Source organism: Ruminococcus sp. zg-924, assembly GCF_024433635.1.
In the GTDB taxonomy this organism is placed as follows: Bacteria; Bacillota; Clostridia; order Oscillospirales; family Acutalibacteraceae; genus UBA7067.
On the sequence record NZ_WNJZ01000017.1, the window covers coordinates 1 to 21,908 of the forward strand.

Sequence of the window (21,908 nt, forward strand, 5' to 3'; positions counted from 1 at the left end):
AGAAATACATCGATTACTACAACAATGAACGAATTGTATCAAAACTGAAAATGAGCCCGGTACAATACCGAACTCATTCTCAAGTAATTTAATATTTAATTTTGTCTAAACTTTGGGGTTCACTTCAAAAGCCGCCCCTTTCTTAAATTTGGCTGTTAGCAGCCGCAACCACAACTGTTGTTGTTGCAGTCGTTACCGGAAAAGCTGTTGTTACCGCAGCAGCAGAAAAGGATGATAAGGATAATTATCCATGAGCAGTTATTACCAAATCCACACATTGTTGTTTTCCTCCTTTCATTCGTTACATTACCATTATATTGAAAAGCGGAAAATGTGTTACTGCTTATTCCTGATTAATATAATCAAATTCACCTTAAGCTTTATTAGCTTATTCCGTTTTTACAGGATGCAAGTTACAAACTGATATACTACAATCTTTAAGCGATCGATAAAAGCTTGTAAAAAGCAGGCCTCGGTTTATAAACCCCGAAGCCTGCTTTTATATTCTGCTGCTTAATTAATCAATTATATCCGCAATCAGAACTTAACCTTGTCTGAGATATAATCCTTAAGCTTATCTATTGCAATTCTCTCCTGCTGCATTGTGTCACGGTCACGAACTGTAACACAGCCGTCTGTTTCGCTGTCAAAGTCATATGTAATACACAGCGGTGTGCCGATTTCGTCCTGACGGCGATAACGCTTGCCGATAGAGCCTGCATCGTCAAACTCAACCATAAATTCGCTTGAAATCATATCAAACACCTCGCCTGCCTTCTCAGACAACTTCTTTGAAAGCGGCAAAACGGCAGCTTTGAACGGTGCAAGCGCAGGGTGGAGTCTTAACACAACTCTTGTGTCCTTTTCGTCAACAACCTCCTCGTCATAAGCCTCTGTTATGATTGCAAGGAAAAGACGCTCAACGCCGAGCGACGGCTCAATAACATACGGAACATATCTTGAGTTGTCAGTCGGGTCGAAGTACTCAAGGCTCTTGCCTGAGTGATTCTGATGCTGAGTGAGATCATAGTCTGTTCTGTCTGCAACACCCCAAAGCTCACCCCAACCAAACGGGAAGAGATACTCAAAGTCGGTTGTAGCCTTCGAGTAGAAGCAAAGCTCCTCCGGAGAGTGGTCACGGAGTCTGAGGTTTTCCTCCTTGATGTTGAGTGAATAGAGCCAATCACGGCAGAAGCTTCTCCAATAGTCAAACCATTCAAGGTCTGTTCCGGGCTTACAGAAAAATTCAAGCTCCATCTGCTCAAATTCTCTTACACGGAAGATAAAGTTACCCGGTGTGATTTCGTTTCTGAATGATTTACCAATCTGAGCAACACCAAACGGAACCTTTCTTCTGCTTGTTCTCTGAATATTTGCAAAGTTTACGAAAATACCCTGTGCAGTTTCAGGACGAAGATAGATTTCGTTCTTGCTGTCCTCAGTAACACCCTGAAATGTCTTGAACATAAGGTTAAACTGGCGGATATCCGTAAAATTGTGCTTACCGCAGTTTGGGCAGGGAATTTCGTGCTCCTTAATGTAATTCATCATATCCTCATTTGACCAGCCTGCAACATTTGTGCCGTCAAAGTCCTCAATTAGGTTATCTGCTCTGTGGCGTGTTTTACAGTCACGGCAGTCCATAAGAGGGTCAGAGAAGCCGCCAAGGTGGCCTGACGCAACCCATGTCTGCGGATTCATAAGTATCGCAGAGTCAAGGCCAACGTTATACTTGTTCTCCTGAATAAACTTCTTGCGCCATGCGTTTTTAATGTTGTTCTTAAGCTCTGTTCCAAGCGGGCCGTAATCCCATGTGTTTGCAAGTCCGCCGTAAATCTCCGAACCCGGGTAAACAAAGCCTCTGCCCTTACATAGAGCAACAATTTTGTCCATAACTTTTTCGCTGTTATTCATATCCTTGATTCCTTTCAGAATTATTTATTGCTTAAAAATACGGGATAATCTTACACAGATAATATCTTAGTCCAAACAGCCGCTTTTGTCAAGTAAGCCAAGGTGTTTGCAGAAAAATTCAAGAAATCCGTCCTCAACCGCCACACGATCAAGCTCTTCGGGGTTTAAATCGTAATAGTATTTGCCTGTTTTTATGTCAATCGACAGACTGTCGAGCGGAAAGCCCTTTTTGACAACTTTATGAGGTACTGCGGTGATTATAAACGGCTCACTTGCCATACTCTCATCCATTGCCTTGTATATATGCTCGCTGTCTGTAATCAGGCAAATTGCATTCTTGTATTTTGCTGTCAAATCGCCGTATTTTTCTGCAAGAGCTGAATAATGCTCTGTCATTTCAGTATCGGAAAGGTACTTGCCGTTCACCGTTCTAACGTGAACTCCCGGCTGTTCATCATCCGATATACCCTCGATATACAAGCCTGAATCACAGGAAAACACCGGCATACCGAAGGCTTTATAGTAAGCTCTTGCCTTTTTCTCAGCGTTTTCAAGTGGGGTTGTGCCGTCTTCAACTACATCGGGAATCGGTGTATTCAGCTCACCAAGTCCGATTAGCTCAATATCAAGCGGCTCTAAACGCCGTTTTATAGCCGCTAATTTCGCCGCATTGCCTGTACCGTATAAAAGCTTCATTGTATCACTTCCTATATTATTTCTTTAATTCTTTAATCACAAAAATCACCCATAGCATTTCCATGCATATCAAAAAGCAAATCAACAAGACTTTTGTAACGAGGAATAAACTTGCCGCTTTTCATCATCATATATATTTCTTCTCTCGTTGCCCATTTAACAGTCTTAACCTCCTCATATTGAAGAGTAAGTCTTGAAATGTCAACATCACTATCGACAAGATAGAAATCATCAAATCCATATTCAAAATTAATTGTAAGGTGCGGTCTTTGCCCGTTCAGCTTTAATTCAACTCCTATCTCCTCAAGTGTTTCACGCTGTGCCGCCTGTGCGCTTGTTTCTCCTGCCAAAGCACTTCCGCCGACTGATACATCCCACATATTCGGAAAGCCTTCCTTAAACGGCTGGCGCTGTTGTATCAGCATTTCCCCCTTAGAATTAAAAATACAAACGTGAACAACAACATGCAAATCTCCGTATTCAAGTGTTTTTCCCCTCTGAATAGTTCTGCCTGTTTTCTGCCTTTCAGCGTCATATATATCCCAACACTCCATTTTTATTCTCCAATCTATATGTTCTCAATTATACATTAAATAGAATTATTTATCTGTCATTATTCGTTCAGAAAAATTGCGTTAATTGAACAATTAAAAACGAACAAAATAAAAAAGCTGCACTTCTTACGAAATGCAACTTTTCTGTTTGGCCCGCCCGGAGGGATTTGAACCCCCGATCTCCGGAATCGGAATCCGTTGCATTATCCGGCTATGCTACGGGCGGAAATATAATAGGCAAAAACGGCGGAGCTTATAAAGCCCCGCCATTATTTATTCTGTCATCAGATAAGCTCAATAATAGCCATCTCTGCTGCGTCTCCTCTGCGGGGTCCCAGCTTTGTAATTCTGGTGTAGCCGCCTTTTCTGTCAGCATACTTAGGGGCAATCTCACTGAAAAGCTTGTGAGCAACGTCTTCCTTTGTTACAAAAGACATTACCATACGCTTGTTGTGAAGGCTGTCATCCTTAGCTATTGTTATCATCTTCTCTGCCATAGAGCTAACCTCTTTAGCACGAGTTACAGTTGTTTCAATTTTGCCGTTCTCAAACAGGAATGTAACCAAAGCTCTGAGCATTGCTGTTCTGTGAGCAGTTGTTCTTCCCAATTTTCTTGTTCCTGGCATTGAAAGTCACTCCTTTACTTAAATTCTTAAAAGGATTATTCGTCCTCTTTCTGAAGACTGAAGCCAAGGCTCTGCAGCTTGTAGATAACCTCTTCAAGAGATTTTCTGCCGAGGTTTCTCACCTTCATCATATCGTCCTCAGATTTATTAATTAAGTCTTCTACTGTGTTAATACCGGCACGCTTTAAGCAGTTGAATGAACGAACCGAAAGGTCAAGCTCCTCAATAGTCATTTCAAGAACCTTTTCCTTACCCTTGTCGTCCTTTTCCACCATTATTTCTGTGCTGTGACCCTTATCAGAAAGGTCAACAAACAGGTTAAGGTGCTCTGTGAGTACCTTTGCTGCAAGAGATACTGCCTCTTGTGCGTTTATTACGCCGTTTGTCCATACATCAAGTGTAAGCTTGTCATAGTCTGTAATCTGACCTACACGTGTGTTTTCAACAGTATAATTAACCTTGATAACAGGCGTGTAGATAGAATCGACAGGCAAAACACCGATTACATTATTGCCCGAAATTGCCTTATTGCGCTCCGCCGGAACATAGCCTCTGCCCTTATCGAGTTTAATCTCCATATTGAGCTTAGCGTCGTCGCCGAGTGTTGCAATGTGCATATCCGGATTAAGGATTTCAACCTCGCTGTCGCACTTAATTGAAGCTGCTGTTACAACACAAGGACCTTCTGCGTTAATTTCAACGGTTTTCTCGCCTTCGCAGTAAAGCTTAGCTGTTAAGCCCTTCATATTAAGCACAATCTCGGTTACATCCTCTTTAACGCCGGGAATCGTTGAAAATTCGTGGAGAACACCATCAATTTTAATTGATGTTACTGCCACACCCTCAAGGGAAGAAAGAAGAACTCTTCTTAAGCTGTTACCGAGGGTGTTACCAAAGCCACGCTCCAATGGCTCTACTACAAACTTGCCGTATTTGCCGTCGGCGGATAATTCTTCTATGTCAATTCTTGGCTTTTCAAATTCTATCATCAGCGAATCTCCTCCCTATGTTAGGCGGCGTAAAGCCGCCCTGCGTTTATATGCGTACTAAAAAATAAGGGATTACTTGGAGTACAACTCGACGATAAGGTGCTCCTCTACCGGGAAGTCAATGTCCTCTCTCTCAGGCATTGCAACAACCTTGCCGCTGAGCTCATTTTCTGATTTCTCAAGCCACTTCGGAAGAAGTGTAGACTCTGCGCCGATCTCCTTGTAGCGTGTTGTTGACTTGCTCTTATCGCTTACAGCGATAACGTCGCCAACCTTTACGAGGTAAGACGGAATGTTAACCTTCTTGCCGTTTACTGTGAAGTGAGCATGGTTTACAAGCTGTCTTGCTTCTCTTCTTGTTCTTGCGAAGCCAAGTCTGAATACTACGTTGTCGAGTCTGCGCTCAATTGTTGTAAGAAGAACCTCACCGGTTTTGCCCTGAGCCTTCTCAGCCTTCTCGTAGTACATTCTGAACTGCTTCTCCATAATGCCGTATATGAACTTTACCTTCTGCTTTTCTGTGAGCTGAAGGCTATACTCGCTCTTTTTTCTTCTTGAATTTCCGTTAGGATTTCTGTTAGAAGTTTTCTTGGAATATCCCATTACAGCGGGAGAAATTCCGAGAGCTCTGCAACGCTTTGCAATAGGCTGCATATTTTTTGCCATGGGTTATTTCCTCCTTTATTTTTTGACTATACGCGTCTTCTCTTAGGAGGACGGCATCCGTTGTGCGGGATTGGTGTTACGTCTTTGATCATAGAAACCTCAAGACCTGCTGACTGCAACGCTCTGATTGCAGCCTCACGGCCTGCGCCAGGACCCTTAACGTAAACTTCAACGGACTTCATTCCGTGCTCCATAGCTGCCTTTGCAGCTGTCTCGGCTGCTGACTGAGCTGCGAACGGAGTTGACTTTCTTGAACCTCTGAAGCCAAGCTCGCCTGCGCTTGCCCACGATACAGCGTTGCCCTGTACGTCTGAAATAGTAACTATAGTGTTGTTAAAAGTAGACTGAATGTGTGCTGCGCCACGCTCAATATTCTTTCTTTCACGGCGGCGGCGAACAGTAGTCTTTTTACCCTTAGGTGCTGCCATAGCTTAAACCCTCCTTGCTTATTTCTTCTTATTAGCCATTGTTTTTCTCGGACCCTTGCGAGTACGTGCGTTTGTCTTTGAACGCTGGCCTCTTACCGGAAGACCCTTTCTGTGGCGAACGCCTCTATAACAACCAATTTCAATAAGTCTTTTGATATCAAATGCAATGTCACGGCGAAGGTCACCTTCAACACGGCAGTTGTGGTCGATATATTCTCTAAGCTTTGAAACATCATCTTCTGTCAAATCTCTGACACGAGTGTCAGGATTGATTCCTGTTGCAGCAACTATGTCGCTTGCAGTCTTTCTGCCGATACCGTAAATATAGGTTAAACCGATTTCAACTCTCTTGTCTCTCGGCAAGTCAACACCTGCTATACGAGCCATTTTGTTGCACCTCCATATAATTTTAAGATTTAAATTGTAGCATTAGCCCTGACGCTGCTTGTGCTTCGGATTCTCGCAAATAACCATTACCTTACCCTTGCGCTTAATTACCTTGCACTTTTCGCAAATTTTCTTTACTGAAGGTCTGACTTTCATTGTGTAATCATTCCTTTCTTAAGTGTTAATATATTACTTGCTTCTCCACGTAATACGGCCTCTTGTAAGGTCGTAAGGAGACATCTCAACTGTAACCTTGTCACCGGGCAGGATTCTGATGAAGTTCATTCTCAGCTTGCCTGAAATGTGAGCAAGGATTATGTGTCCGTTAGGAAGCTCAACTTTGAACTGTGCGTTCGGAAGAGCCTCAGTTACTGTACCCTCAATTTCGATAACGTCCTGTTTTGACATAAAATTACCTCCTCATAAACGCTTATACGTTAAAATCTCTTAACTGCGATTTAATCAGCTTATCGGTATTTATTGAATCAACCGGAATAACTGTGTTTGTAACGAACAGATGCTTAACATTTTTTCGCTTCGGCTTTTCAAGTCGTCTTGTTTTGCCGTCTGCAATATAAGCATATTCACCGTCACAGCAGATAACAACAAAAAATCTGTTTTTATCTCTGCCGCTTTTTGCTCGTACCACAAGTCCCCTTTGAATATCCATGCCGCACCTCTCAGTCGGCAAGTGTAAGGATAACGGGCCCGTCGGCTGTAATTGCAACCGAATGCTCAAAATGAGCCGACATCTTGCCGTCTGCTGTAACAGCAGTCCAGTCATCGTCCAAAACCCTGACCTTGTGGGTGCCTAAATTTATCATAGGCTCAATGGCAATAGTCATTCCCGGTAACAGGCGCACACCTCTGCCGGGCGTACCGAAATTAGGTACACTTGGATCTTCGTGTAATTTCGCACCTACGCCGTGGCCGACATAATCACGTACCACCGAGTAGTTGCGAGCTTCGACATACCTTTGAACTGCGCTGGCGATATCGCCTATGCGATTGCCGGCAACAGCCTGCTTAATTCCCTCAAACAGACTCTCCTTAGTTGCGTCCAGCAAGCCCTGAGCCTCTGCGCTTATATCGCCGCAGGCAAAGGTCCATGCGTTGTCGCCGTGAAAGCCGTCGATAAATGCGCCAACATCAATTGACACAATATCGCCGCTTTTAAGGATGCGTTTTTTTGACGGTATGCCATGGACGACCTCTTCGTTTACCGAAATACAGGCGCTTGCCGGAAATCCGCCATAGCCGAGGAACGAGGGCTTAGCGCCCTGCCCCTCGATATATTTGCGAACTACCCGGTCAATCTCGGCAGTTGAAACGCCCGGTTCAACTGCCTGACCTGCAATCTTTAATGCGTTTGCGGAAATTCTTCCTGCCTCGCGCATTTTAGAAAGCTCTCGGGAAGTTTTTAGTACTACCATATAAACTTACGCCTCTACTTCTGCGAGGATAAGGGCAGTTGTGTCCTTAATTTCCTCCTGACCCTCTACGATGGCAAGCTTACCCTGCTTCTCGTAGTAGCCCTTGAGCGGCTCGGTTTCGTTGTGGTAAACCTGAAGTCTTGCCAGAACTGTATCCGGATGATCGTCCTTGCGCTGAACAAGGGTGCCGCCGCAGCTGTCGCAAACACCGTCTTTACTTGGCTTTTTATAGTCAAGGTGATAGCTTGCGCCGCAGTCTGCACAAACACGGCGTCCGGACATACGCTTAACGATGTTCTCATCAGGTACCTCAATATCAATTACCTTGTCAATAACAACGCCCATTGTGTCCAGAGCCTCGGCCTGCGGAATGGTTCTCGGAAATCCGTCAAGGATAAAGCCGTTTTTGCAGTCATCGTTTGCAAGTCTGTCCTTTATTATGCCGATTACAACCTCATCAGGAACAAGCTGACCTGCGTCCATAAATGACTTAGCCTTAAGACCCATCTGTGTGCCGCTTCTCAGCGCTTCACGGATAATGTTACCCGTTGAAATTGTGGGAATTGACAGATGGTTTGAAATAACCTCTGCCTGGGTGCCCTTGCCGGCACCCGGAGCTCCTAAAAGAATAATATTCATAATCTTCTCCTCATAGCTTAGTCAAGGAAGCCCTTATAATGACGCATCATCATCTGAGATTCCATCTGCTTAACTGTCTCAAGTGCAACGCCAACCAAAATGATTACCGAAGTACCACCCATTGAAAGACCCTGCATATTTGCTACTCCGCAGAATACGATTGGTAGGATTGCGATAACCGCAAGGAACAAAGCGCCGATAAGAGTAATTCTTGAAAGGATTTTTGCAATAAAGTCAGTTGTCGGCTTACCGGGACGAATACCCGGAATGGTGCCGTTGTTCTGACGAAGATTATTGGACATTTCTACAGGATTATACTGAATTGTTGTGTAGAAGTACGCAAACATTATAATCAGTATGAAGAATAAAACTGAATACAGCCATCCGCCGTAATCGAACAAGCTCCATACACCGTTCCAAAAGTCACCCATGTTCGGGAAGAACTGTCTGATTGTTGCCGGAATTGAAAGAATAGAGCTTGCAAAGATGATAGGAAGAACGCCGCCTAGACCAACCTTAATCGGAAGGTGGCTTGACTGGCCGCCATACATCTTTCTGCCTACAACTCTCTTAGCATACTGAACAGGAATTCTTCTCTCTGCGTCGTTCATAAATACGATAACCCAGATAACTCCGAGGAAAATAAGTACGAACAGCGGAACAAGGAAGAAGTACTGTGTCTGACCCTGCTCAACAGCAAATTTCCAGTATTCGCCGAGCTGTGTGATTGTAAGCGGGAAACGAGCAACGATACCTGCGAAAAGCAGTATTGAAATACCGTTTCCGATACCGTACTGGTTAATCTGCTCACCAAGCCACATCATAAGAGCTGTACCGGCTGTAAATGTGAGAATAATTACAAAAGCTGCAAATACAGCTTCAAAGCCGCTTTTGTAGGAAACAACATTTGATGCGAGCAAGTACCAGTAGTATGCGGCACCCTGCAAAAGACCAAGGCCAACCGTTACATAACGGGTGATTGTCGCAATTTTCTTTCTGCCGTCCTCGCCTTCCTTTGCCATTCTCTCAAGAGGAGGAATAGCAACTGTCAAAAGCTGCATTATAATTGAAGAGTTGATGTACGGGGTAACGCCCATTGCAAATATTGTTGCATTTGAAAAGGCGCCGCCGCTGAGCGTATTTAGATACGCAAGAATTGAGCCGCTTGAATCTAGACCATTCATAAGTTGTGCAAGCGCAGGCATATCCAAAAATGGAACAGGGATAACTGAACCGATTCTGAATACAACAATTATTAAAAGAGTAAACAGAATTTTCTTTCTCAGGTCAGGAATTCTCCAGGCGTTCTGTATTGTTTTAAACAATTAAACCACCTCGGCCTTTCCGCCTGCCGCCTCAATCTTCTCCTTTGCAGAAGCAGAAAATGCTGCAGCCTTAACCTCAAGCTTCTTTGTGAGGCTTCCGTTACCGAGAATCTTAATGCTGTCAAATTTGTTCTTTACAATGCCTGCATTGAGAAGAGCCTGAGTATCAACAACTGCACCGTCCTCAAAACGGTTGAGTGCTGAAAGGTTTACTGCAACAATTTCCTTAGCGAAAATGTTGTTGAATCCTCTCTTAGGAATTCTTCTCTGAAGCGGCATCTGACCGCCTTCAAAGCCCGGACGAACGCCACCGCCACTGCGGGCCTTCTGACCCTTGTGACCCTTACCGGCTGTTTTGCCCCAGCCAGAACCGTGACCTCTGCCAATGCGCTTTGAATTCTTTTTTGAACCCTCTACGGGGGAAAGTTCGTGCAACTTCATCATTCGCACCTCCTTGTTTAAGCTTCGCTAACCTCGATGAGGTGGATTATTTTTGCTACCTTGCCCTGTGTCATCGGATTGTCCGGCTGAACTGTTACATCGCCGATTTTCTTAAGACCAAGAGCGTGGGCGGTCGCAATTTGGTCTTTTTTACTGCCGATAAGGCTCTTCTTGAGCTTAATGCTTAACTGTGCCATCTTGCTTCCTCCCTATTATAAAATATCGCTTACAGACTTGCCGCGGATAGCCGCAACTTCGTCTGCGCTTCTGAGTGCGCCAAGACCCTGAAGTGTTGCTCTAACAACGTTGCAGGGATTGTTTGAACGCAATGCCTTTGTTCTGATGTCTCTAATGCCGACTGCTTCAACAACGGCACGAACAGGACCGCCGGCGATAACACCGGTACCTGGAGCAGCAGGCTTCATCAAAACTCTGCCTGCGCCGAACTCGCCGATAACCTCATGGGGAATTGTTGTGCCCTTAAGGGAAACCTTCATAAGGTTCTTCTTAGCGTCCTCAATGCCCTTGCGGATAGCGTCCGGAACCTCGCCTGCCTTGCCTATACCAAAGCCAACAGTACCCTGACCGTCGCCAACAACAACAAGTGCTGCGAACTTAAAGATACGACCGCCCTTTACTGTTTTGGAAACACGGTTGATAGCAACAACCTTTTCCTGTAAATCTAATGTTGATCCGTCAATAATATTAGCCAAAGTTATTTCCTCCCCTTCTTAGAATTTGAGGCCGCCCTCACGGGCGCCTTCGGCCAATTCCTTGACACGGCCGTGGTAAAGATAACCGCCTCTGTCGAATACAACGTCGGTTATGCCTTTGTCTGCTGCTTTCTTTGCAATCATCTCGCCAACTTTTCTGGCTGCCTCTTTGTTGCCGCCTTGACCTTCAAAGCTTTTGTCAAGTGAAGAAGCTGCTGCAAGAGTTACGCCGTTTACATCATCAATAATCTGAGCATAGATATTTTTTGATGAACGGAATACGTTAAGGCGAGGACGCTGCGCTGTACCGCTGATTTTGCCACGAACTCTTGTGTGGCGCTTTAAACGAGCTACATTTTTATCAGCCTTGTTTACCATAGTCATTCACTCTCCTTAATTATTTCTTGCCGCCCTTACCGGCCTTGCCTTCCTTACGACGAACAACTTCATCAACATACTTGATGCCCTTGCCCTTGTACGGCTCCGGTGGACGTTTTTCTCTTACTTCGGCTGCAAACTGACCAACCTTTTGCTTGTCGATGCCTGTGATGATGATTTTGTTTGGACCCGGAACCTCAATCTTGATGTCCTCTGTGTCCTCTACGATAACCTGATGTGAGAAACCAAGGTTCATAACGCACTTATTACCCTGCTTCTGAACTCTGTAACCAACACCGTTAACGTCAAGCTCCTTCTTATAGCCGTTTACAACACCCTCAACCATATTTGCGATTAAGGATCTTGTAAGACCATGGAGCGATCTGTTTTCTTTATCGTCGTTAGGGCGAGTAACCTCTATGATGCCGCCCTCAACCTTAACCGTGATGTTCGGGTGAACCTTCTGAGTAAGCGTACCCTTAGGACCCTTAACGGTTACAACGCTATTGTCAACCTTAACGTCAACGCCAGCGGGAATATTTATGGGTTTTCTTCCAATTCGTGACATAATCGCACCCCCTTACCAAACGAATGCGAGGATTTCGCCGCCAACATTCTCTTTACGAGCCTGACGGTCTGTCATAACGCCCTTAGATGTGGAAACGATAGCAATACCAAGGCCCTTTAACACCTTCGGCATATCCTCAACACTGCTGTATATACGCAGGCCCGGCTTTGAAACTCTTCTGAGGCCTGTGATAACAGGCTTCTTGCCCTCGCCGTATTTTAATGTTACCTTGATGATGCCCTGCTTGCCATCATCTGTAACAGTGAAACTCTTGATGTAACCTTCGTCAAGAAGAATTTGGCAGATAGCCTTTTTCATATTTGATGAAGGAATTTCAACTGTTTCGTGCTTTGCAGAACTCGCATTACGAATTCTTGTAAGCAAATCTGCTATTGCATCAGTAATCTGCATAGTTTTGTCCTCCTTGCTTACCAGCTTGACTTCTTTACTCCGGGAATCTCGCCCTTGTAAGCGAGCTCTCTGAAGCAGATACGGCAAATACCGAACTTACGAAGATAGGCATGTGGTCTGCCGCAGATTTTGCATCTGCTGTATTCCCTTGAGGAAAACTTTTGCTTTCTTTTTTGTTTAACCTTCATTGAAGTTTTAGCCACAATTACCCCTCCTTATTTAGCAAACGGTGCGCCCATGAGAGTTAAAAGCTCACGAGCCTCTTCGTCGGTTTTTGCTGTGGTTACGAAGCAAATGTCCATACCACGAACCTTGTCAATCTTATCATAATCAATTTCAGGGAAAATGAGCTGCTCCTTAAGACCCATGTTGTAGTTACCTCTGCCGTCAAAGGAGTTAGCGTTGATGCCTCTGAAGTCACGAACACGTGGGAGAGCTACGTTGAAGAGTCTGTCAAGGAACTCATACATTCTCTCGCCTCTGAGTGTAACCTTTGCACCAATCGGCATTCCCTCACGAAGCTTAAAGTTAGCAACTGACTTTCTTGCACGGCACACAAGCGGCTTCTGGCCTGTGATTGCGCTGAGGTCTGTCAGGATTGCGTCAATAACCTTTGAGTTATCTCTTGCTTCACCGGCACCTACGTTAATAACAATCTTGTCGAGCTTAGGAATCTGCATAACGCTCTTATAAGAGAACTTATTCATAAGTGCAGGAGCAACTTCGCTTACATAAAAATCCTTTAATCTTGCCATGTTGTCTCCTCCTTACAGTGATTCTCCGCATTTTTTACAAATGCGGCCCTTTGTGCCGTCTTCATAAAGCTTGTGACCAACACGTGTCGGCTTGTTGCAGCGTGGGCAAACAATTTGAACCTTTGAGGAGTACATAGCGCCCTCAGCCTTTACAATGCCGCCCTGCTCGCCCATTTTACGGGGCTTAACGTGCTTCTTAACCATGTTGACCTTTTCAACGATAACTTTATCTTCCTTCGGGCTAACGGCCATAACCTTACCCTTTTTGCCCTTATCCTTACCGCTTAAAACGATTACGGTGTCACCTGTTTTAACATGAACCTTGTTATTCATAATGTAACACCTCCATTAAAGTACTTCGGGAGCAAGAGAAAGAATCTTCAGATAATCCTTATCACGAAGCTCTCTGGCTACCGGTCCGAAGATACGAGTGCCCTTCGGGTTTTTGTCTTCCTTAATAATAACGGCTGCATTTTCGTCGAAACGAATGTATGTGCCGTCATCACGACGCACACCCTTTGCAGAGCGTACGATAACTGCCTTTACTACATCGCCCTTCTTAACAACGCCGCCTGGTGCTGCTTTCTTAACCGAAGCTACCACTACGTCGCCAATGTTGGCGTACCTCCTTCTGGTGCCGCCGAGAACACGAATGCACATTAACTCCTTTGCGCCGGTGTTGTCAGCAACTTTGAGGTAGGTCTGCTGTTGTATCACAGTGCGTTCCTCCTTTACCGAATGCGCTAAATTATTTAGCCTTTTCTATAATCTCGACGAGACGCCATCTCTTATCTTTTGAAAGAGGACGAGTCTCCATAATGCGTACTCTGTCGCCAATACTGCACTCATTGTTCTCATCATGAACCTTGAGCTTAATTGTGCGTTTTACAATCTTGTTGTAAAGCGGGTGCTTTACGCTGTTTTCGATAGCAACCACTGCCGTTTTATCCATCTTATCGCTGATAACCATGCCGACATCGGTTTTTCTCATATTTCTATCGCTCACGACTTTATCCTCCTTCTTTAAGCGTTAACGTTCTCAAGCTCACGCTGACGAAGAACGGTTTTGATTCTTGCAATGTCCTTCTTAACGGCCTTTAAACGCATCGGGTTGTCAAGCTGGTTGATGGCATGCTGGAAACGAAGCTGAAAAAGCTCTTCCTTAAGCTCTTTAATTTTAAGCTCAAGCTCTTCAACAGACAGCTCTCTGATTTCTGCTGCTTTCATTATTGCTCAACCCCCTCATCTTTTTTAACGAATTTACACTTAATCGGAAGCTTGTTGGCTGCAAGGCGAAGAGCCTCTCTTGCTGTTGCTTCCGGAACACCTGCAAGCTCGAACATAACTCTGCCCGGCTTAACAACTGCTACCCAGTACTCCGGTGAACCTTTACCGGAACCCATTCGAGTTTCAGCAGGCTTCTCTGTAACCGGCTTATCCGGGAAAATCTTTATCCAAACCTTACCAAATCTCTTGCAGTAACGTGTCATAGCGATACGAGCTGCTTCAATCTGGTTTGATGTGATCCATGATGGCTCAAGAGCCTGAAGGCCGTACTCACCGTAAGTAACCTTGTTGCCACGGTATGCTTTGCCCTTCATGCGGCCTCTGTGAACTCTTCTGTATTTTACACGCTTAGGTAAAAGCATTACTTACTGCCTCCTTCTTTGCGGGGTTTGCGCTGCTCGTGCAGAACCTCGCCCTTATAAAGCCAAACCTTAACGCCGATGATGCCGTAGGTTGTGGCTGCCTCTGCAAAACCGTAATCAATGTCAGCTCTGAGTGTCTGAAGCGGAATTGTACCCTCGTGGTAGCTTTCGCTGCGGGCAATTTCTGCACCGCCAAGACGACCGCTGCACTGTGTCTTGATACCCTTTGCGCCGAATCTCATAGCACGACCGATAGCCTGCTTCATAGCACGGCGGAAAGAAATTCTCTTCTCAAGCTGCTGAGCAATGCTCTCTGCAACAAGCTGTGCATTCATATCAGGAGATTTAACCTCTACGATATTGATTGCAACGTGCTTGCCAAGCATTTTCTCACACTGAAGACGAAGCTTCTCTATTTCGCTGCCACCTTTGCCGATAACCATACCCGGCTTAGCGCAGTGAATGTGAATTCTAACCTTTGATGCGTCACGCTCGATTTCAATCTTTGGAACGCCTGCTGCTGCAAGCTGCTTCTTCAAAGTTTTACGGAGGTTATAGTCCTCAACAAGTGTGTCGCCAAAGTCTTTTTTATTTGCGAACCAACGTGATTCCCAATCTTTAATTACGCCAACACGGAGACCGTGCGGATTAACCTTTTGGCCCATTTACTTTACCTCCTTTGATTATTCCATTTCCTTGAGAACAAGTGTGATGTGTGAAGTTTTCTTGTTAATTCTGTATGCACGTCCCTGTGCTCTCGGACGGATACGCTTGAGGGTTGGACCCTGACTTACGCTGCATGAAGCAACGTAAAGCTTTGAAACATCCATATTGTGGTTGTTCTCAGCATTTGCCATAGCGGACTTGAGCAGCTTTGAAAGCGGCTCACAAGCAGCCTTAGGAGTATGCTGAAGAATTGCCATTGCAAGGTCTGCCGGCTTGTTTCTTATAAGATCAAGCACAACTGAAACCTTTCTCGGCGCAATACGGACATAGTTTAAATATGCCTTTGATTCCATTGCAAAACTCTCCTTCCGTTTATCTGCTTGTCTTAGAACCGGCGTGACCTCTGAAGGTTCTGGTCGGTGCAAACTCGCCGAGCTTGTGACCTACCATATCCTCTGTAACATACACCGGAACGTGCTTGCGTCCGTCATGGACTGCAAATGTATGACCTACGAAGTCAGGGAAAATTGTTGAAGATCTGCTCCAGGTTTTGAGAATTCTCTTCTCTCCTGCTTCGTTCATTGCCTGAATCCTCTTAAGCAGCACAGGCTGCACGTAAGGACCCTTTTTAATGCTTCTGCCCATAATTTAAGCTCCTTTCGCTGCCTATTACTTACCGTTTCTGCGTCTGACAATGTACTTGTCTGAACGGTTATGATGCTTTCTTGTCTTGTAACCAAGAGCAGGCTTGCCCCATGGTGTGCAAGGACCCGGACGTCCAACCGGGCTCTTACCTTCACCACCACCGTGTGGGTGGTCATTCGGGTTCATTACAGAACCTCTTACTGTCGGTCTCCAGCCCATATTTCTCTTACGACCTGCTTTACCGATTTTAACATTTTCGTGGTCGGTGTTTGAAACCTGACCGATTGTTGCCATACAGGTTGCAGGAACGTTTCTAAGCTCGCCCGAAGGAAGTCTTAAAAGAGCCATTCCGTTTTCCTTAGCCATAAGCTGAGCCATGTTACCTGCTGCACGAGCAAGCTGAGCACCTCTGCCCGGATAAAGCTCTACGTTATGGATAAATGTACCGGTCGGAATGTTTGTAAGCGGAAGTGCGTTACCCGGCTTGATATCTGCTGTTGCGCCTGCAACAACTGTGTCGCCAACCTTTACGCCGTTAGGAGCAATGATGTAGCTCTTGTCGCCGTCTTCGTACTCAACAAGTGCGATGAAAGCGCTACGGTTTGGGTCGTACTCAAGTGTTGCAATCTTTCCGGGAACATCAAACTTCTGACGTTTAAAATCAATGATACGGTACTTTCTGCGGTTACCGCCGCCTCTGTGACGAACGGTGATTCTTCCGTAGCTGTTGCGGCCTGACTTTTTCTTAAGCGGAGCAAGCAAGCTTTTTTCGGGAGCAACCTTTGAAAGAACCGAATAATCTGTAACCGACATATTTCTTCTTGCGTTTGTAGTCGGCTTAAATACTTTAATGGCCATTCGATTTCACTCTCCTCATGATGGCTTTGCGGGGATATGGCTTTCCCCATACTTTCTGCCTGTTTATATTTTTTTACAGGCTTACATCATGCCTTCAAAAAATTCAATAGTTTTGCTGTCCTCTGTAAGAGTTACATAAGCCTTTTTCCAGCTTGATGTGTAACCTTCGTTTCTGCCCTGACGGCGGAACTGACCTCTTACGTTAACAGTGTTTACCTTTTTAACCTTAACCTTGAAAAGCTCTTCAACTGCTTTTGCAATTTCAATCTTTCCGGCATTTTTAGCAACCTCGAAAGTGTACTTTTTCTCGGCAATGCCGGCCATGCTCTTTTCGGTTACAACCGGACGGATGATAATATCCTGTGCTGCCATTATGCGTACACCTCCTCAATCTTTGCTACTGCATCCTTAACGATGATGAGCTTATCTGCGTTTAACATATCGTAAACGTTAAGTGTGTTTACCTGAGCTGTCTTAACGCCCGGAATATTTCTTGCCGAAGCAATAACCTTGCTGTCAACCTCAGGAAGAACGATAAGTGCCTTCTTTTCAGAACCTACTGCCTTAAGCATATCTGCGATAGTCTTTGTCTTGTAGGTGTCCATTGTCAAAGAATCAAGAACAATAATTTCGTCTGCTGCTGCCTTTGACGAGAAAGCTGATTTCATAGCCAGTCTTCTAACCTTCTTGTTTACAGAGAATCTGTAGCTTCTCGGCTTTGGTGCGAAAACAACGCCGCCGTGAGTCCACTGCGGAGCTCTTGTTGAGCCCTGTCTTGCGTGGCCTGTGCCCTTCTGTCTCCAAGGCTTTTTACCGCCGCCGGAAACCTCTGCACGTGTAAGAGCTGACTGTGTGCCCTGACGCTGGTTTGCAAGATAGTTTACAACCATCTGATGCATAACTGCTGCGTTAGGCTCAATTGCGAAAATAGCGTCGCTCAAGGTGATTTCAGAAACCTTGTTGCCTGCCATATCTAATACTGCTACATTAGGCATTTAAATTCCTCCTCTCATTAAGCCTTAACGGAGTCACGGATTACTACCGTACCGCCGTTAGGACCGGGAACAGCACCCTTGATAGCGATAAGATTGCTTTCGGCGTCAACCTTAACAACCCTTAAGTTCTGTACTGTAACCTTTTCTGCTCCAAGATGACCTGCCATCTTTTTGCCCTTCCAAACTCTTGAAGGGGAAGAACATGAACCGATTGAACCGCCTGTGCGTACGCAGGGGCCGGTACCGTGTGTTTCCTTGAGTCTCTGGAAGTTCCAGCGCTTAATAACGCCTGCAAAGCCCTTACCTTTGCTTGTGCCGGTAACGTCAACCTTGTCACCTGCTGCAAATGTGTCAGCCTTTACAATGTCGCCTACATTGTAAGCGTCTGTGTTTTCAAAGCGGAACTCTCTTAAAGTTCTCTTTGGTGCTACGCCTGCCTTGTCGAAGTGACCCTTCATTGGCTTGTTTACCTGGCTTGCTCTTAAATCGCCAAAGCCAAGCTGCACTGCAGCGTAACCGTCGTTTTCAACAGTCTTTTTCTGAGAAACAACGCATGGACCTGCTTCCACAACTGTTACGGGAACGACGTTTCCCTTTTCGTCGAAAATCTGTGTCATACCGATTTTCTTACCGATGATTGCCTTTTGCATATCTATTATGCCTCCTGTAAGGTTATTGGTTGGGATTTCCCAACATGACCCTGTCTGCGGTTGGTTGAGAATTATAATTTAATTTCAATTTCAACACCGGCAGGGAGCTCTAAGCTCATAAGAGCCTCGACTGTCTTGTTTGACGGTCTTAAAATATCGATAAGTCTTTTGTGAGTTCTCATTTCGAACTGCTCACGGCTGTCCTTATACTTATGAACAGCACGGAGGATTGTGATAACCTGCTTCTCTGTCGGGAGCGGCACCGGACCGGAAACCCTTGCGCCTGTGCGCTTTGCTGTCTGAACAATTCTTTCAGCAGACTGATCAACAAGCTGATGATCATAACCCTTTAATCTTATCCTTATTTTTTCCTTGACTGCCACGAAAATCGCCTCCTTAATATTAGTGGCGGGCGTGCTTTTCGTCACACCGCTCCGGGTGTTTCGTAAACCACCGTTTAAAAACCGGACTGACATACGTCACCCCGGGACAAAAAGCATGCAAGCACAGCTACACCGCAACCCAATGGTGCATCACGCTTACGATTATTTCTTCGCCCGGTTTAAAATCGGACATACTCCACGGAAAAACCGGCATTTTCAGCCGCAACCTCCCGCTTCAACGCATATCTGTTGCAGTCACGCAAGGTGTATTATAACATAAAAACACCATTTTAACAATCCCAACGGCGAAACTTTATATTTAGAAGTATTGTAGAAATTTTAAACAATTTTTGTGCAATATGTCAACTCAGTACTGTATGCTCAGCAATACGGCAAAAACAGACGCAACCATCAAGCCTGCAACGCTTAAAGCCACAACTCTGACGAATATTGTACGCTTATCCGCCTTTTTCTTTCTTGTGTTCTTATTTTTATCAGCCATACAAAAAACACTTCCTTTTTTCTTGATTACATATATAATAAGATATAGCAAATAATATTGCAATGCAAATTTGAAATTTTATTAGCACAATATAGGTATTGGAGATGATACTATGCTTCATATTTACTACGGCACCGGCAAGGGAAAAACAACCTGTGCGGTTGGCTCTGCTGTTCGTGCCGCAGGACAAGGCTTTAAGGTTTTGTTTGTACAGCTTTTCAAAACAGAGCAAAGCGGTGAGAGAGCCGTTTTGAGAGCAACGAGCGGAATTGACCTTACACCCTGCCCCGACAAACTCAAGTTCACCTTTCAGATGAACGGTGAGGAGCTTGCGCTTGAAAAGCAAAGATACAAAAATCTGCTTAATGAAATTGTTGAGAAGTTACCCGACTATAATATGATTGTAATAGATGAGTTTTTCACACTTGCAGACTGTGGTTTTTTTAATACCGATTTTCTTCTCTCCTATATTACATCTATATATGATAAAAAAGAAGTTATTCTGACAGGTCACAGTGTTGACTGCCGATTTATTGAGTTTGCCGACTACGCAACCTGCTTCGACTGTAAAAAGCACCCGTATGATTGCGGCGTTAAGCCTCGCAGGGGAATTGAATACTAACGCTAACATATAACATTGTTATTTTTAGGTAAACATACAAGATGAAACTGATGTGAATTGATGTTTCTCGACGCACCTATGCGTAAATTGAAACGAATCGAATCAATATTTGTGTCAGCAAGCTTATTGCACCGAGTTTGATTTTCGGAGTTGATTTTAATTTTTTCTTTGATTACTTAACACAATAGTTAACATTCTATGGTTATACTCAAAAATTCAACACAGATATTTTTATATAACAAATAATTAAAAGCGATGCGTAGTTTATCATAACTTTGCATCGCTTTTGTTATTACGGCTTAATCCGTGTTATTCATATGCCCTCACGGAATAATCATATGGTATCCATCTTCCTGTGTTGTTAAGGTAGGTTTCAAGGTTAGAAAGCACGCCTCCCCAAGGGTTGGCAACAAGGAAGTCAGAGGTTTTAAGGTTTGATGAGCTTGCGCCCGGTTTTACACCGACGATGGTAAGCCAGTGGTCGCTGCCGTAGCTCGCCGTGTTTATTATAGTCGGGTTGCCCTTTTGAAGCTGTGTGTACGCAACCTTTAGCTTGCTGGAAACGCTGTTGTTGTAATAACGAACCTTAGCAAGCCCAAAGCCTGCACCCCATGCTGTCCAGATTATCTTGGGATCGTCCGGAGCAATTTTCTTGCCGAAATACATTGATGCGCCGATAGCCTCAGCGGTTGCGCTGCACCCTACATTTGTGCTGCCCTCGTTGAACTTACTGTAATTGCGCTGATCATACAGATAAGAGCTTGAGTAATTATCACACACCTTATATGTAACGCCGCTTACCTTTATTGTACCTTTCGGCTGAGGAGCTTTAACTGTGACTTTGCACTTTGCAGTATAGCCTCCGTCAACTGAGGTCGCTTTTATTTCCGCAGTACCTGCCGCCTTAGCAGTTACCGTACCGTTTGAATTAACGGTTGCAACCTTACTGTTTGAGGTAGAATAAGCAAGATATTTATTGGTAGCATTTGAAGGATTCACACTTGCGCCGACTGCAAAGGTCTTGCCGACCTCAAGTGTTTTTGATTTTGCGGAAACAGCAACGCCCTTTACCCTTACCGGTGAGCCTTTGAGAGTAATTTCCATAACCGAAATGGCGTCATTAAGCTTTAAGCCGCTTTTCGGCATTCCTGCTGCCGTAAGATTTTCAGCCTTTACAGCATTCTCGCCGAGTGCGCATTTCATAACCAGTATTGCATCTAACGTTGAAACATAACCGTTGTGGTCAACATCGCCGTAAACCGTCTTTGCAACAGCCGATGACGAAACGTCCGTAGTTTCAACAGCTGTAACACAAAACAGACTGGTAAGGGCAACGGACGATGCCGCTATAACAGAGAGTATTTTTCTTGGTTTTCTCATAGAATAAACTCCAATCTTTATTTCTTAACAAGAATTGTAACAAAATAATTACAATTTGTCAAGAACAGTTACAGCGGCGTTACTTCCATACTTAACTCTGTGTACAGACATATTTTTAGTTAATTTCCTCAGTAATAGCAGATTTTGCGAGAGAACGGTTGCGATAACGCAAATCTTCTGTCACCTCTTTGATAACTTCTAAAAACGGCGGCAGTTCAACCTGCTGAGCTTCATCTCTCATTTCAACTTCCACCGTTGCCCTGTCCTGCCAAAAGTCATATATATCAAGCTCCACCGTTTGACCCTTATACTCAAAGCTGTGCCTGTGCTTATGAATTGGTGAATACTTTAAATCCCGATATGCCGTCAAGCTGTTAAACTCCTCTAAGGTTATATCCTCCTCAATTTCAACACGCTTAAGCGGTGTTATATCTCTTTTGTAGGTTCTCTTGCAGGAAACAACCCCATCCATTACGCTTTTCCTTATTCTCATACCTGCATAATCACTGTTCTGTGAGAGATACATTTGAAGCATTTCAGTGTCCTTGTAGCCGTTCTGCTTTTGGAGCAAATCAAGGCTCGGCATTCTTATAAGATATTTTCTCTCAATCTCAAGCGGTACGTTATTCATTTAT

At 44.6% G+C, this 21,908-nt stretch carries 41 protein-coding genes and 1 tRNA gene; 2 read left to right on the plus strand and 40 right to left on the minus strand.

All coding sequences use genetic code 11. From position 1 onward, the window contains the following. A partial coding sequence (locus GMA13_RS08575; protein ID WP_255883785.1) for an IS3 family transposase occupies window positions 1–92 on the plus strand: 92 nt, incomplete at its 5' end. Window positions 93–155: 63 nt separating this feature from the next. Here GMA13_RS08575 and GMA13_RS08580 read toward each other — a convergent pair. From GMA13_RS08580 to GMA13_RS08765, 38 genes are all read right to left on the minus strand, one after another. Continuing rightward, complete coding sequence (locus GMA13_RS08580; protein WP_255884081.1) at window positions 156–278, minus strand: hypothetical protein; 123 nt, start codon at window positions 276–278, stop codon at window positions 156–158. 259 nt (window positions 279–537) lie between these two features. Next, window positions 538–1,914, minus strand: a complete 1,377-nt coding sequence (locus GMA13_RS08585; protein ID WP_255884083.1) for a glycine--tRNA ligase — start codon at window positions 1,912–1,914, stop codon at window positions 538–540. A gap of 66 nt (window positions 1,915–1,980) precedes the next feature. Next, window positions 1,981–2,610, minus strand: coding sequence for a non-canonical purine NTP pyrophosphatase (locus GMA13_RS08590; protein ID WP_255884084.1), 630 nt, complete (start codon window positions 2,608–2,610; stop codon window positions 1,981–1,983). A 32-nt stretch (window positions 2,611–2,642) separates the two neighbouring features. After that, window positions 2,643–3,164: an NUDIX domain-containing protein gene (locus GMA13_RS08595; protein ID WP_255884086.1), complete on the minus strand. Its 522-nt coding sequence runs from the start codon at window positions 3,162–3,164 to the stop codon at window positions 2,643–2,645. Window positions 3,165–3,313: 149 nt separating this feature from the next. Continuing rightward, window positions 3,314–3,390: transfer RNA gene (locus GMA13_RS08600), tRNA-Arg, on the minus strand. 58 nt (window positions 3,391–3,448) lie between these two features. Next, window positions 3,449–3,790: a 50S ribosomal protein L17 gene (rplQ, locus tag GMA13_RS08605; protein WP_255884088.1), complete on the minus strand. Its 342-nt coding sequence runs from the start codon at window positions 3,788–3,790 to the stop codon at window positions 3,449–3,451. A gap of 35 nt (window positions 3,791–3,825) precedes the next feature. Further along, entirely contained in the window at window positions 3,826–4,779 is a 954-nt protein-coding gene (locus tag GMA13_RS08610) for a DNA-directed RNA polymerase subunit alpha (RefSeq protein ID WP_255884090.1), read from the minus strand. Between the two features lie 72 nt (window positions 4,780–4,851). Then, on the minus strand, window positions 4,852–5,445 hold the full coding sequence (rpsD, locus tag GMA13_RS08615; RefSeq protein WP_255884092.1) for a 30S ribosomal protein S4: 594 nt from the start codon (window positions 5,443–5,445) through the stop codon (window positions 4,852–4,854). Between the two features lie 26 nt (window positions 5,446–5,471). Next, entirely contained in the window at window positions 5,472–5,873 is a 402-nt protein-coding gene (rpsK, locus tag GMA13_RS08620; protein WP_255884093.1) for a 30S ribosomal protein S11, read from the minus strand. An 18-nt stretch (window positions 5,874–5,891) separates the two neighbouring features. Then, on the minus strand, window positions 5,892–6,260 hold the full coding sequence (rpsM, locus tag GMA13_RS08625) for a 30S ribosomal protein S13 (RefSeq protein ID WP_255884095.1): 369 nt from the start codon (window positions 6,258–6,260) through the stop codon (window positions 5,892–5,894). A 42-nt stretch (window positions 6,261–6,302) separates the two neighbouring features. Then, the gene (gene rpmJ, locus GMA13_RS08630) at window positions 6,303–6,416 is read right to left on the minus strand and encodes a 50S ribosomal protein L36 (RefSeq protein ID WP_176830891.1); all 114 of its coding nucleotides are present in this window, start codon (window positions 6,414–6,416) and stop codon (window positions 6,303–6,305) included. A gap of 33 nt (window positions 6,417–6,449) precedes the next feature. Beyond that, window positions 6,450–6,668: a translation initiation factor IF-1 gene (infA, locus tag GMA13_RS08635; RefSeq protein ID WP_022299090.1), complete on the minus strand. Its 219-nt coding sequence runs from the start codon at window positions 6,666–6,668 to the stop codon at window positions 6,450–6,452. A 22-nt stretch (window positions 6,669–6,690) separates the two neighbouring features. Beyond that, complete coding sequence (locus tag GMA13_RS08640; protein WP_255884100.1) at window positions 6,691–6,930, minus strand: KOW domain-containing RNA-binding protein; 240 nt, start codon at window positions 6,928–6,930, stop codon at window positions 6,691–6,693. Between the two features lie 10 nt (window positions 6,931–6,940). Continuing rightward, window positions 6,941–7,693 (minus strand): type I methionyl aminopeptidase, encoded by a 753-nt coding sequence (gene map, locus GMA13_RS08645; RefSeq protein ID WP_255884102.1) that lies wholly within the window; start codon window positions 7,691–7,693, stop codon window positions 6,941–6,943. Window positions 7,694–7,699: 6 nt separating this feature from the next. Then, window positions 7,700–8,332: an adenylate kinase gene (locus tag GMA13_RS08650; protein ID WP_255884104.1), complete on the minus strand. Its 633-nt coding sequence runs from the start codon at window positions 8,330–8,332 to the stop codon at window positions 7,700–7,702. A gap of 17 nt (window positions 8,333–8,349) precedes the next feature. After that, window positions 8,350–9,657 (minus strand): preprotein translocase subunit SecY, encoded by a 1,308-nt coding sequence (gene secY, locus GMA13_RS08655; protein ID WP_255884122.1) that lies wholly within the window; start codon window positions 9,655–9,657, stop codon window positions 8,350–8,352. Beyond that, window positions 9,658–10,098 carry a 50S ribosomal protein L15 gene (gene rplO / locus GMA13_RS08660; RefSeq protein ID WP_255884124.1) on the minus strand — a complete coding sequence of 147 codons (441 nt, stop codon included), beginning with the start codon at window positions 10,096–10,098 and terminating at the stop codon, window positions 9,658–9,660. A gap of 17 nt (window positions 10,099–10,115) precedes the next feature. Further along, window positions 10,116–10,295 carry a 50S ribosomal protein L30 gene (gene rpmD, locus GMA13_RS08665; protein ID WP_255884126.1) on the minus strand — a complete coding sequence of 60 codons (180 nt, stop codon included), beginning with the start codon at window positions 10,293–10,295 and terminating at the stop codon, window positions 10,116–10,118. Window positions 10,296–10,310: 15 nt separating this feature from the next. Next, window positions 10,311–10,811, minus strand: coding sequence for a 30S ribosomal protein S5 (gene rpsE / locus GMA13_RS08670; RefSeq protein WP_255884128.1), 501 nt, complete (start codon window positions 10,809–10,811; stop codon window positions 10,311–10,313). Window positions 10,812–10,829: 18 nt separating this feature from the next. After that, window positions 10,830–11,189, minus strand: a complete 360-nt coding sequence (rplR, locus tag GMA13_RS08675; RefSeq protein WP_255884130.1) for a 50S ribosomal protein L18 — start codon at window positions 11,187–11,189, stop codon at window positions 10,830–10,832. A 19-nt stretch (window positions 11,190–11,208) separates the two neighbouring features. Continuing rightward, window positions 11,209–11,757, minus strand: coding sequence for a 50S ribosomal protein L6 (gene rplF, locus GMA13_RS08680; RefSeq protein ID WP_255884132.1), 549 nt, complete (start codon window positions 11,755–11,757; stop codon window positions 11,209–11,211). A 12-nt stretch (window positions 11,758–11,769) separates the two neighbouring features. Next, on the minus strand, window positions 11,770–12,168 hold the full coding sequence (rpsH, locus tag GMA13_RS08685) for a 30S ribosomal protein S8 (RefSeq protein ID WP_255884134.1): 399 nt from the start codon (window positions 12,166–12,168) through the stop codon (window positions 11,770–11,772). Between the two features lie 17 nt (window positions 12,169–12,185). Continuing rightward, complete coding sequence (locus GMA13_RS08690; RefSeq protein ID WP_255884136.1) at window positions 12,186–12,371, minus strand: type Z 30S ribosomal protein S14; 186 nt, start codon at window positions 12,369–12,371, stop codon at window positions 12,186–12,188. Between the two features lie 12 nt (window positions 12,372–12,383). Then, window positions 12,384–12,923 (minus strand): 50S ribosomal protein L5, encoded by a 540-nt coding sequence (rplE, locus tag GMA13_RS08695; protein ID WP_255884137.1) that lies wholly within the window; start codon window positions 12,921–12,923, stop codon window positions 12,384–12,386. A 12-nt stretch (window positions 12,924–12,935) separates the two neighbouring features. Further along, a complete protein-coding gene (gene rplX, locus GMA13_RS08700; protein WP_255884138.1) occupies window positions 12,936–13,256 on the minus strand; it encodes a 50S ribosomal protein L24 in 321 nt (106 codons plus the stop codon). Between the two features lie 15 nt (window positions 13,257–13,271). Then, window positions 13,272–13,640: a 50S ribosomal protein L14 gene (gene rplN / locus GMA13_RS08705; RefSeq protein ID WP_255884139.1), complete on the minus strand. Its 369-nt coding sequence runs from the start codon at window positions 13,638–13,640 to the stop codon at window positions 13,272–13,274. Window positions 13,641–13,671: 31 nt separating this feature from the next. After that, the gene (gene rpsQ, locus GMA13_RS08710; RefSeq protein ID WP_255884140.1) at window positions 13,672–13,929 is read right to left on the minus strand and encodes a 30S ribosomal protein S17; all 258 of its coding nucleotides are present in this window, start codon (window positions 13,927–13,929) and stop codon (window positions 13,672–13,674) included. 17 nt (window positions 13,930–13,946) lie between these two features. Continuing rightward, window positions 13,947–14,150, minus strand: coding sequence for a 50S ribosomal protein L29 (gene rpmC, locus GMA13_RS08715; protein WP_255884141.1), 204 nt, complete (start codon window positions 14,148–14,150; stop codon window positions 13,947–13,949). Next, window positions 14,150–14,572, minus strand: coding sequence for a 50S ribosomal protein L16 (rplP, locus tag GMA13_RS08720; protein ID WP_255884143.1), 423 nt, complete (start codon window positions 14,570–14,572; stop codon window positions 14,150–14,152). The genes rpmC and rplP overlap by 1 nt, the downstream gene beginning before the upstream one ends. After that, window positions 14,572–15,237: a 30S ribosomal protein S3 gene (gene rpsC / locus GMA13_RS08725; RefSeq protein ID WP_255884145.1), complete on the minus strand. Its 666-nt coding sequence runs from the start codon at window positions 15,235–15,237 to the stop codon at window positions 14,572–14,574. Before rpsC ends, rplP begins: the two co-directional genes overlap by 1 nt. Before the next feature lie 18 nt (window positions 15,238–15,255). Continuing rightward, window positions 15,256–15,591, minus strand: a complete 336-nt coding sequence (gene rplV / locus GMA13_RS08730) for a 50S ribosomal protein L22 (protein ID WP_255884146.1) — start codon at window positions 15,589–15,591, stop codon at window positions 15,256–15,258. A 19-nt stretch (window positions 15,592–15,610) separates the two neighbouring features. Continuing rightward, window positions 15,611–15,883: a 30S ribosomal protein S19 gene (gene rpsS / locus GMA13_RS08735; RefSeq protein ID WP_255884148.1), complete on the minus strand. Its 273-nt coding sequence runs from the start codon at window positions 15,881–15,883 to the stop codon at window positions 15,611–15,613. A gap of 24 nt (window positions 15,884–15,907) precedes the next feature. After that, window positions 15,908–16,741 carry a 50S ribosomal protein L2 gene (rplB, locus tag GMA13_RS08740; RefSeq protein WP_255884150.1) on the minus strand — a complete coding sequence of 278 codons (834 nt, stop codon included), beginning with the start codon at window positions 16,739–16,741 and terminating at the stop codon, window positions 15,908–15,910. Between the two features lie 81 nt (window positions 16,742–16,822). Beyond that, on the minus strand, window positions 16,823–17,113 hold the full coding sequence (gene rplW, locus GMA13_RS08745; protein ID WP_305119724.1) for a 50S ribosomal protein L23: 291 nt from the start codon (window positions 17,111–17,113) through the stop codon (window positions 16,823–16,825). Next, window positions 17,113–17,736, minus strand: coding sequence for a 50S ribosomal protein L4 (gene rplD / locus GMA13_RS08750; RefSeq protein ID WP_255884152.1), 624 nt, complete (start codon window positions 17,734–17,736; stop codon window positions 17,113–17,115). Before rplD ends, rplW begins: the two co-directional genes overlap by 1 nt. 17 nt (window positions 17,737–17,753) lie before the next feature. Next, the gene (rplC, locus tag GMA13_RS08755; protein WP_255884154.1) at window positions 17,754–18,386 is read right to left on the minus strand and encodes a 50S ribosomal protein L3; all 633 of its coding nucleotides are present in this window, start codon (window positions 18,384–18,386) and stop codon (window positions 17,754–17,756) included. Between the two features lie 71 nt (window positions 18,387–18,457). After that, window positions 18,458–18,769, minus strand: coding sequence for a 30S ribosomal protein S10 (gene rpsJ / locus GMA13_RS08760; RefSeq protein WP_255884156.1), 312 nt, complete (start codon window positions 18,767–18,769; stop codon window positions 18,458–18,460). 367 nt (window positions 18,770–19,136) lie between these two features. Beyond that, entirely contained in the window at window positions 19,137–19,271 is a 135-nt protein-coding gene (locus GMA13_RS08765; RefSeq protein WP_255884158.1) for a hypothetical protein, read from the minus strand. A gap of 112 nt (window positions 19,272–19,383) precedes the next feature. Here GMA13_RS08765 and GMA13_RS08770 point away from each other — a divergent pair, with 112 nt between their 5' ends. Further along, window positions 19,384–19,893, plus strand: a complete 510-nt coding sequence (locus GMA13_RS08770) for a cob(I)yrinic acid a,c-diamide adenosyltransferase (protein WP_255884159.1) — start codon at window positions 19,384–19,386, stop codon at window positions 19,891–19,893. Between the two features lie 309 nt (window positions 19,894–20,202). Here the strand turns inward: GMA13_RS08770 and GMA13_RS08775 are convergent, their stop codons facing one another. Both GMA13_RS08775 and GMA13_RS08780 read right to left on the minus strand, forming a co-directional pair. Further along, window positions 20,203–21,273 (minus strand): Ig-like domain-containing protein, encoded by a 1,071-nt coding sequence (locus tag GMA13_RS08775; RefSeq protein ID WP_255884161.1) that lies wholly within the window; start codon window positions 21,271–21,273, stop codon window positions 20,203–20,205. Between the two features lie 115 nt (window positions 21,274–21,388). Then, window positions 21,389–21,904: a CYTH domain-containing protein gene (locus GMA13_RS08780; protein WP_255884162.1), complete on the minus strand. Its 516-nt coding sequence runs from the start codon at window positions 21,902–21,904 to the stop codon at window positions 21,389–21,391. Between the last annotated feature and the right edge of the window lie 4 nt (window positions 21,905–21,908).

Bases quoted from the DNA above. Each gene is read 5' to 3' on its own strand.
- rpmJ (WP_176830891.1), bottom strand. From the start codon at position 6,416: ATGAAAGTCAGACCTTCAGTAAAGAAAATTTGCGAAAAGTGCAAGGTA.
- rplD (WP_255884152.1), bottom strand. From the start codon at position 17,736: ATGCCTAATGTAGCAGTATTAGATATGGCAGGCAACAAGGTTTCTGAA.
- GMA13_RS08765 (WP_255884158.1), bottom strand. From the start codon at position 19,271: ATGGCTGATAAAAATAAGAACACAAGAAAGAAAAAGGCGGATAAGCGT.
- GMA13_RS08650 (WP_255884104.1), bottom strand. From the start codon at position 8,332: ATGAATATTATTCTTTTAGGAGCTCCGGGTGCCGGCAAGGGCACCCAG.
- GMA13_RS08580 (WP_255884081.1), bottom strand. From the start codon at position 278: ATGTGTGGATTTGGTAATAACTGCTCATGGATAATTATCCTTATCATC.
- rplV (WP_255884146.1), bottom strand. From the start codon at position 15,591: ATGGAATCAAAGGCATATTTAAACTATGTCCGTATTGCGCCGAGAAAG.
- rpsM (WP_255884095.1), bottom strand. From the start codon at position 6,260: ATGGCTCGTATAGCAGGTGTTGACTTGCCGAGAGACAAGAGAGTTGAA.
- rpsK (WP_255884093.1), bottom strand. From the start codon at position 5,873: ATGGCAGCACCTAAGGGTAAAAAGACTACTGTTCGCCGCCGCCGTGAA.
- map (WP_255884102.1), bottom strand. From the start codon at position 7,693: ATGGTAGTACTAAAAACTTCCCGAGAGCTTTCTAAAATGCGCGAGGCA.
- rplW (WP_305119724.1), bottom strand. From the start codon at position 17,113: ATGGCAGCACAGGATATTATCATCCGTCCGGTTGTAACCGAAAAGAGC.
- rpsD (WP_255884092.1), bottom strand. From the start codon at position 5,445: ATGGCAAAAAATATGCAGCCTATTGCAAAGCGTTGCAGAGCTCTCGGA.
- rplQ (WP_255884088.1), bottom strand. From the start codon at position 3,790: ATGCCAGGAACAAGAAAATTGGGAAGAACAACTGCTCACAGAACAGCA.
- rplF (WP_255884132.1), bottom strand. From the start codon at position 11,757: ATGTCACGAATTGGAAGAAAACCCATAAATATTCCCGCTGGCGTTGAC.
- GMA13_RS08585 (WP_255884083.1), bottom strand. From the start codon at position 1,914: ATGAATAACAGCGAAAAAGTTATGGACAAAATTGTTGCTCTATGTAAG.
- rpmD (WP_255884126.1), bottom strand. From the start codon at position 10,295: ATGGCACAGTTAAGCATTAAGCTCAAGAAGAGCCTTATCGGCAGTAAA.
- rpsC (WP_255884145.1), bottom strand. From the start codon at position 15,237: ATGGGCCAAAAGGTTAATCCGCACGGTCTCCGTGTTGGCGTAATTAAA.
- GMA13_RS08595 (WP_255884086.1), bottom strand. From the start codon at position 3,164: ATGGAGTGTTGGGATATATATGACGCTGAAAGGCAGAAAACAGGCAGA.
- rplP (WP_255884143.1), bottom strand. From the start codon at position 14,572: ATGCTTTTACCTAAGCGTGTAAAATACAGAAGAGTTCACAGAGGCCGC.
- rpsS (WP_255884148.1), bottom strand. From the start codon at position 15,883: ATGGGCAGAAGCATTAAAAAGGGTCCTTACGTGCAGCCTGTGCTGCTT.
- GMA13_RS08640 (WP_255884100.1), bottom strand. From the start codon at position 6,930: ATGGATATTCAAAGGGGACTTGTGGTACGAGCAAAAAGCGGCAGAGAT.
- GMA13_RS08780 (WP_255884162.1), bottom strand. From the start codon at position 21,904: ATGAATAACGTACCGCTTGAGATTGAGAGAAAATATCTTATAAGAATG.
- infA (WP_022299090.1), bottom strand. From the start codon at position 6,668: ATGTCAAAACAGGACGTTATCGAAATTGAGGGTACAGTAACTGAGGCT.
- GMA13_RS08770 (WP_255884159.1), top strand. From the start codon at position 19,384: ATGCTTCATATTTACTACGGCACCGGCAAGGGAAAAACAACCTGTGCG.
- GMA13_RS08610 (WP_255884090.1), bottom strand. From the start codon at position 4,779: ATGATAGAATTTGAAAAGCCAAGAATTGACATAGAAGAATTATCCGCC.
- rplC (WP_255884154.1), bottom strand. From the start codon at position 18,386: ATGCAAAAGGCAATCATCGGTAAGAAAATCGGTATGACACAGATTTTC.
- rplE (WP_255884137.1), bottom strand. From the start codon at position 12,923: ATGGCAAGATTAAAGGATTTTTATGTAAGCGAAGTTGCTCCTGCACTT.
- rplO (WP_255884124.1), bottom strand. From the start codon at position 10,098: ATGAAGTTGCACGAACTTTCCCCCGTAGAGGGTTCAAAAAAGAATTCA.
- GMA13_RS08590 (WP_255884084.1), bottom strand. From the start codon at position 2,610: ATGAAGCTTTTATACGGTACAGGCAATGCGGCGAAATTAGCGGCTATA.
- rpmC (WP_255884141.1), bottom strand. From the start codon at position 14,150: ATGAAAGCAGCAGAAATCAGAGAGCTGTCTGTTGAAGAGCTTGAGCTT.
- rpsH (WP_255884134.1), bottom strand. From the start codon at position 12,168: ATGCAGATTACTGATGCAATAGCAGATTTGCTTACAAGAATTCGTAAT.
- GMA13_RS08775 (WP_255884161.1), bottom strand. From the start codon at position 21,273: ATGAGAAAACCAAGAAAAATACTCTCTGTTATAGCGGCATCGTCCGTT.
- rplB (WP_255884150.1), bottom strand. From the start codon at position 16,741: ATGGCCATTAAAGTATTTAAGCCGACTACAAACGCAAGAAGAAATATG.
- rplR (WP_255884130.1), bottom strand. From the start codon at position 11,189: ATGGTAAACAAGGCTGATAAAAATGTAGCTCGTTTAAAGCGCCACACA.
- rplX (WP_255884138.1), bottom strand. From the start codon at position 13,256: ATGAATAACAAGGTTCATGTTAAAACAGGTGACACCGTAATCGTTTTA.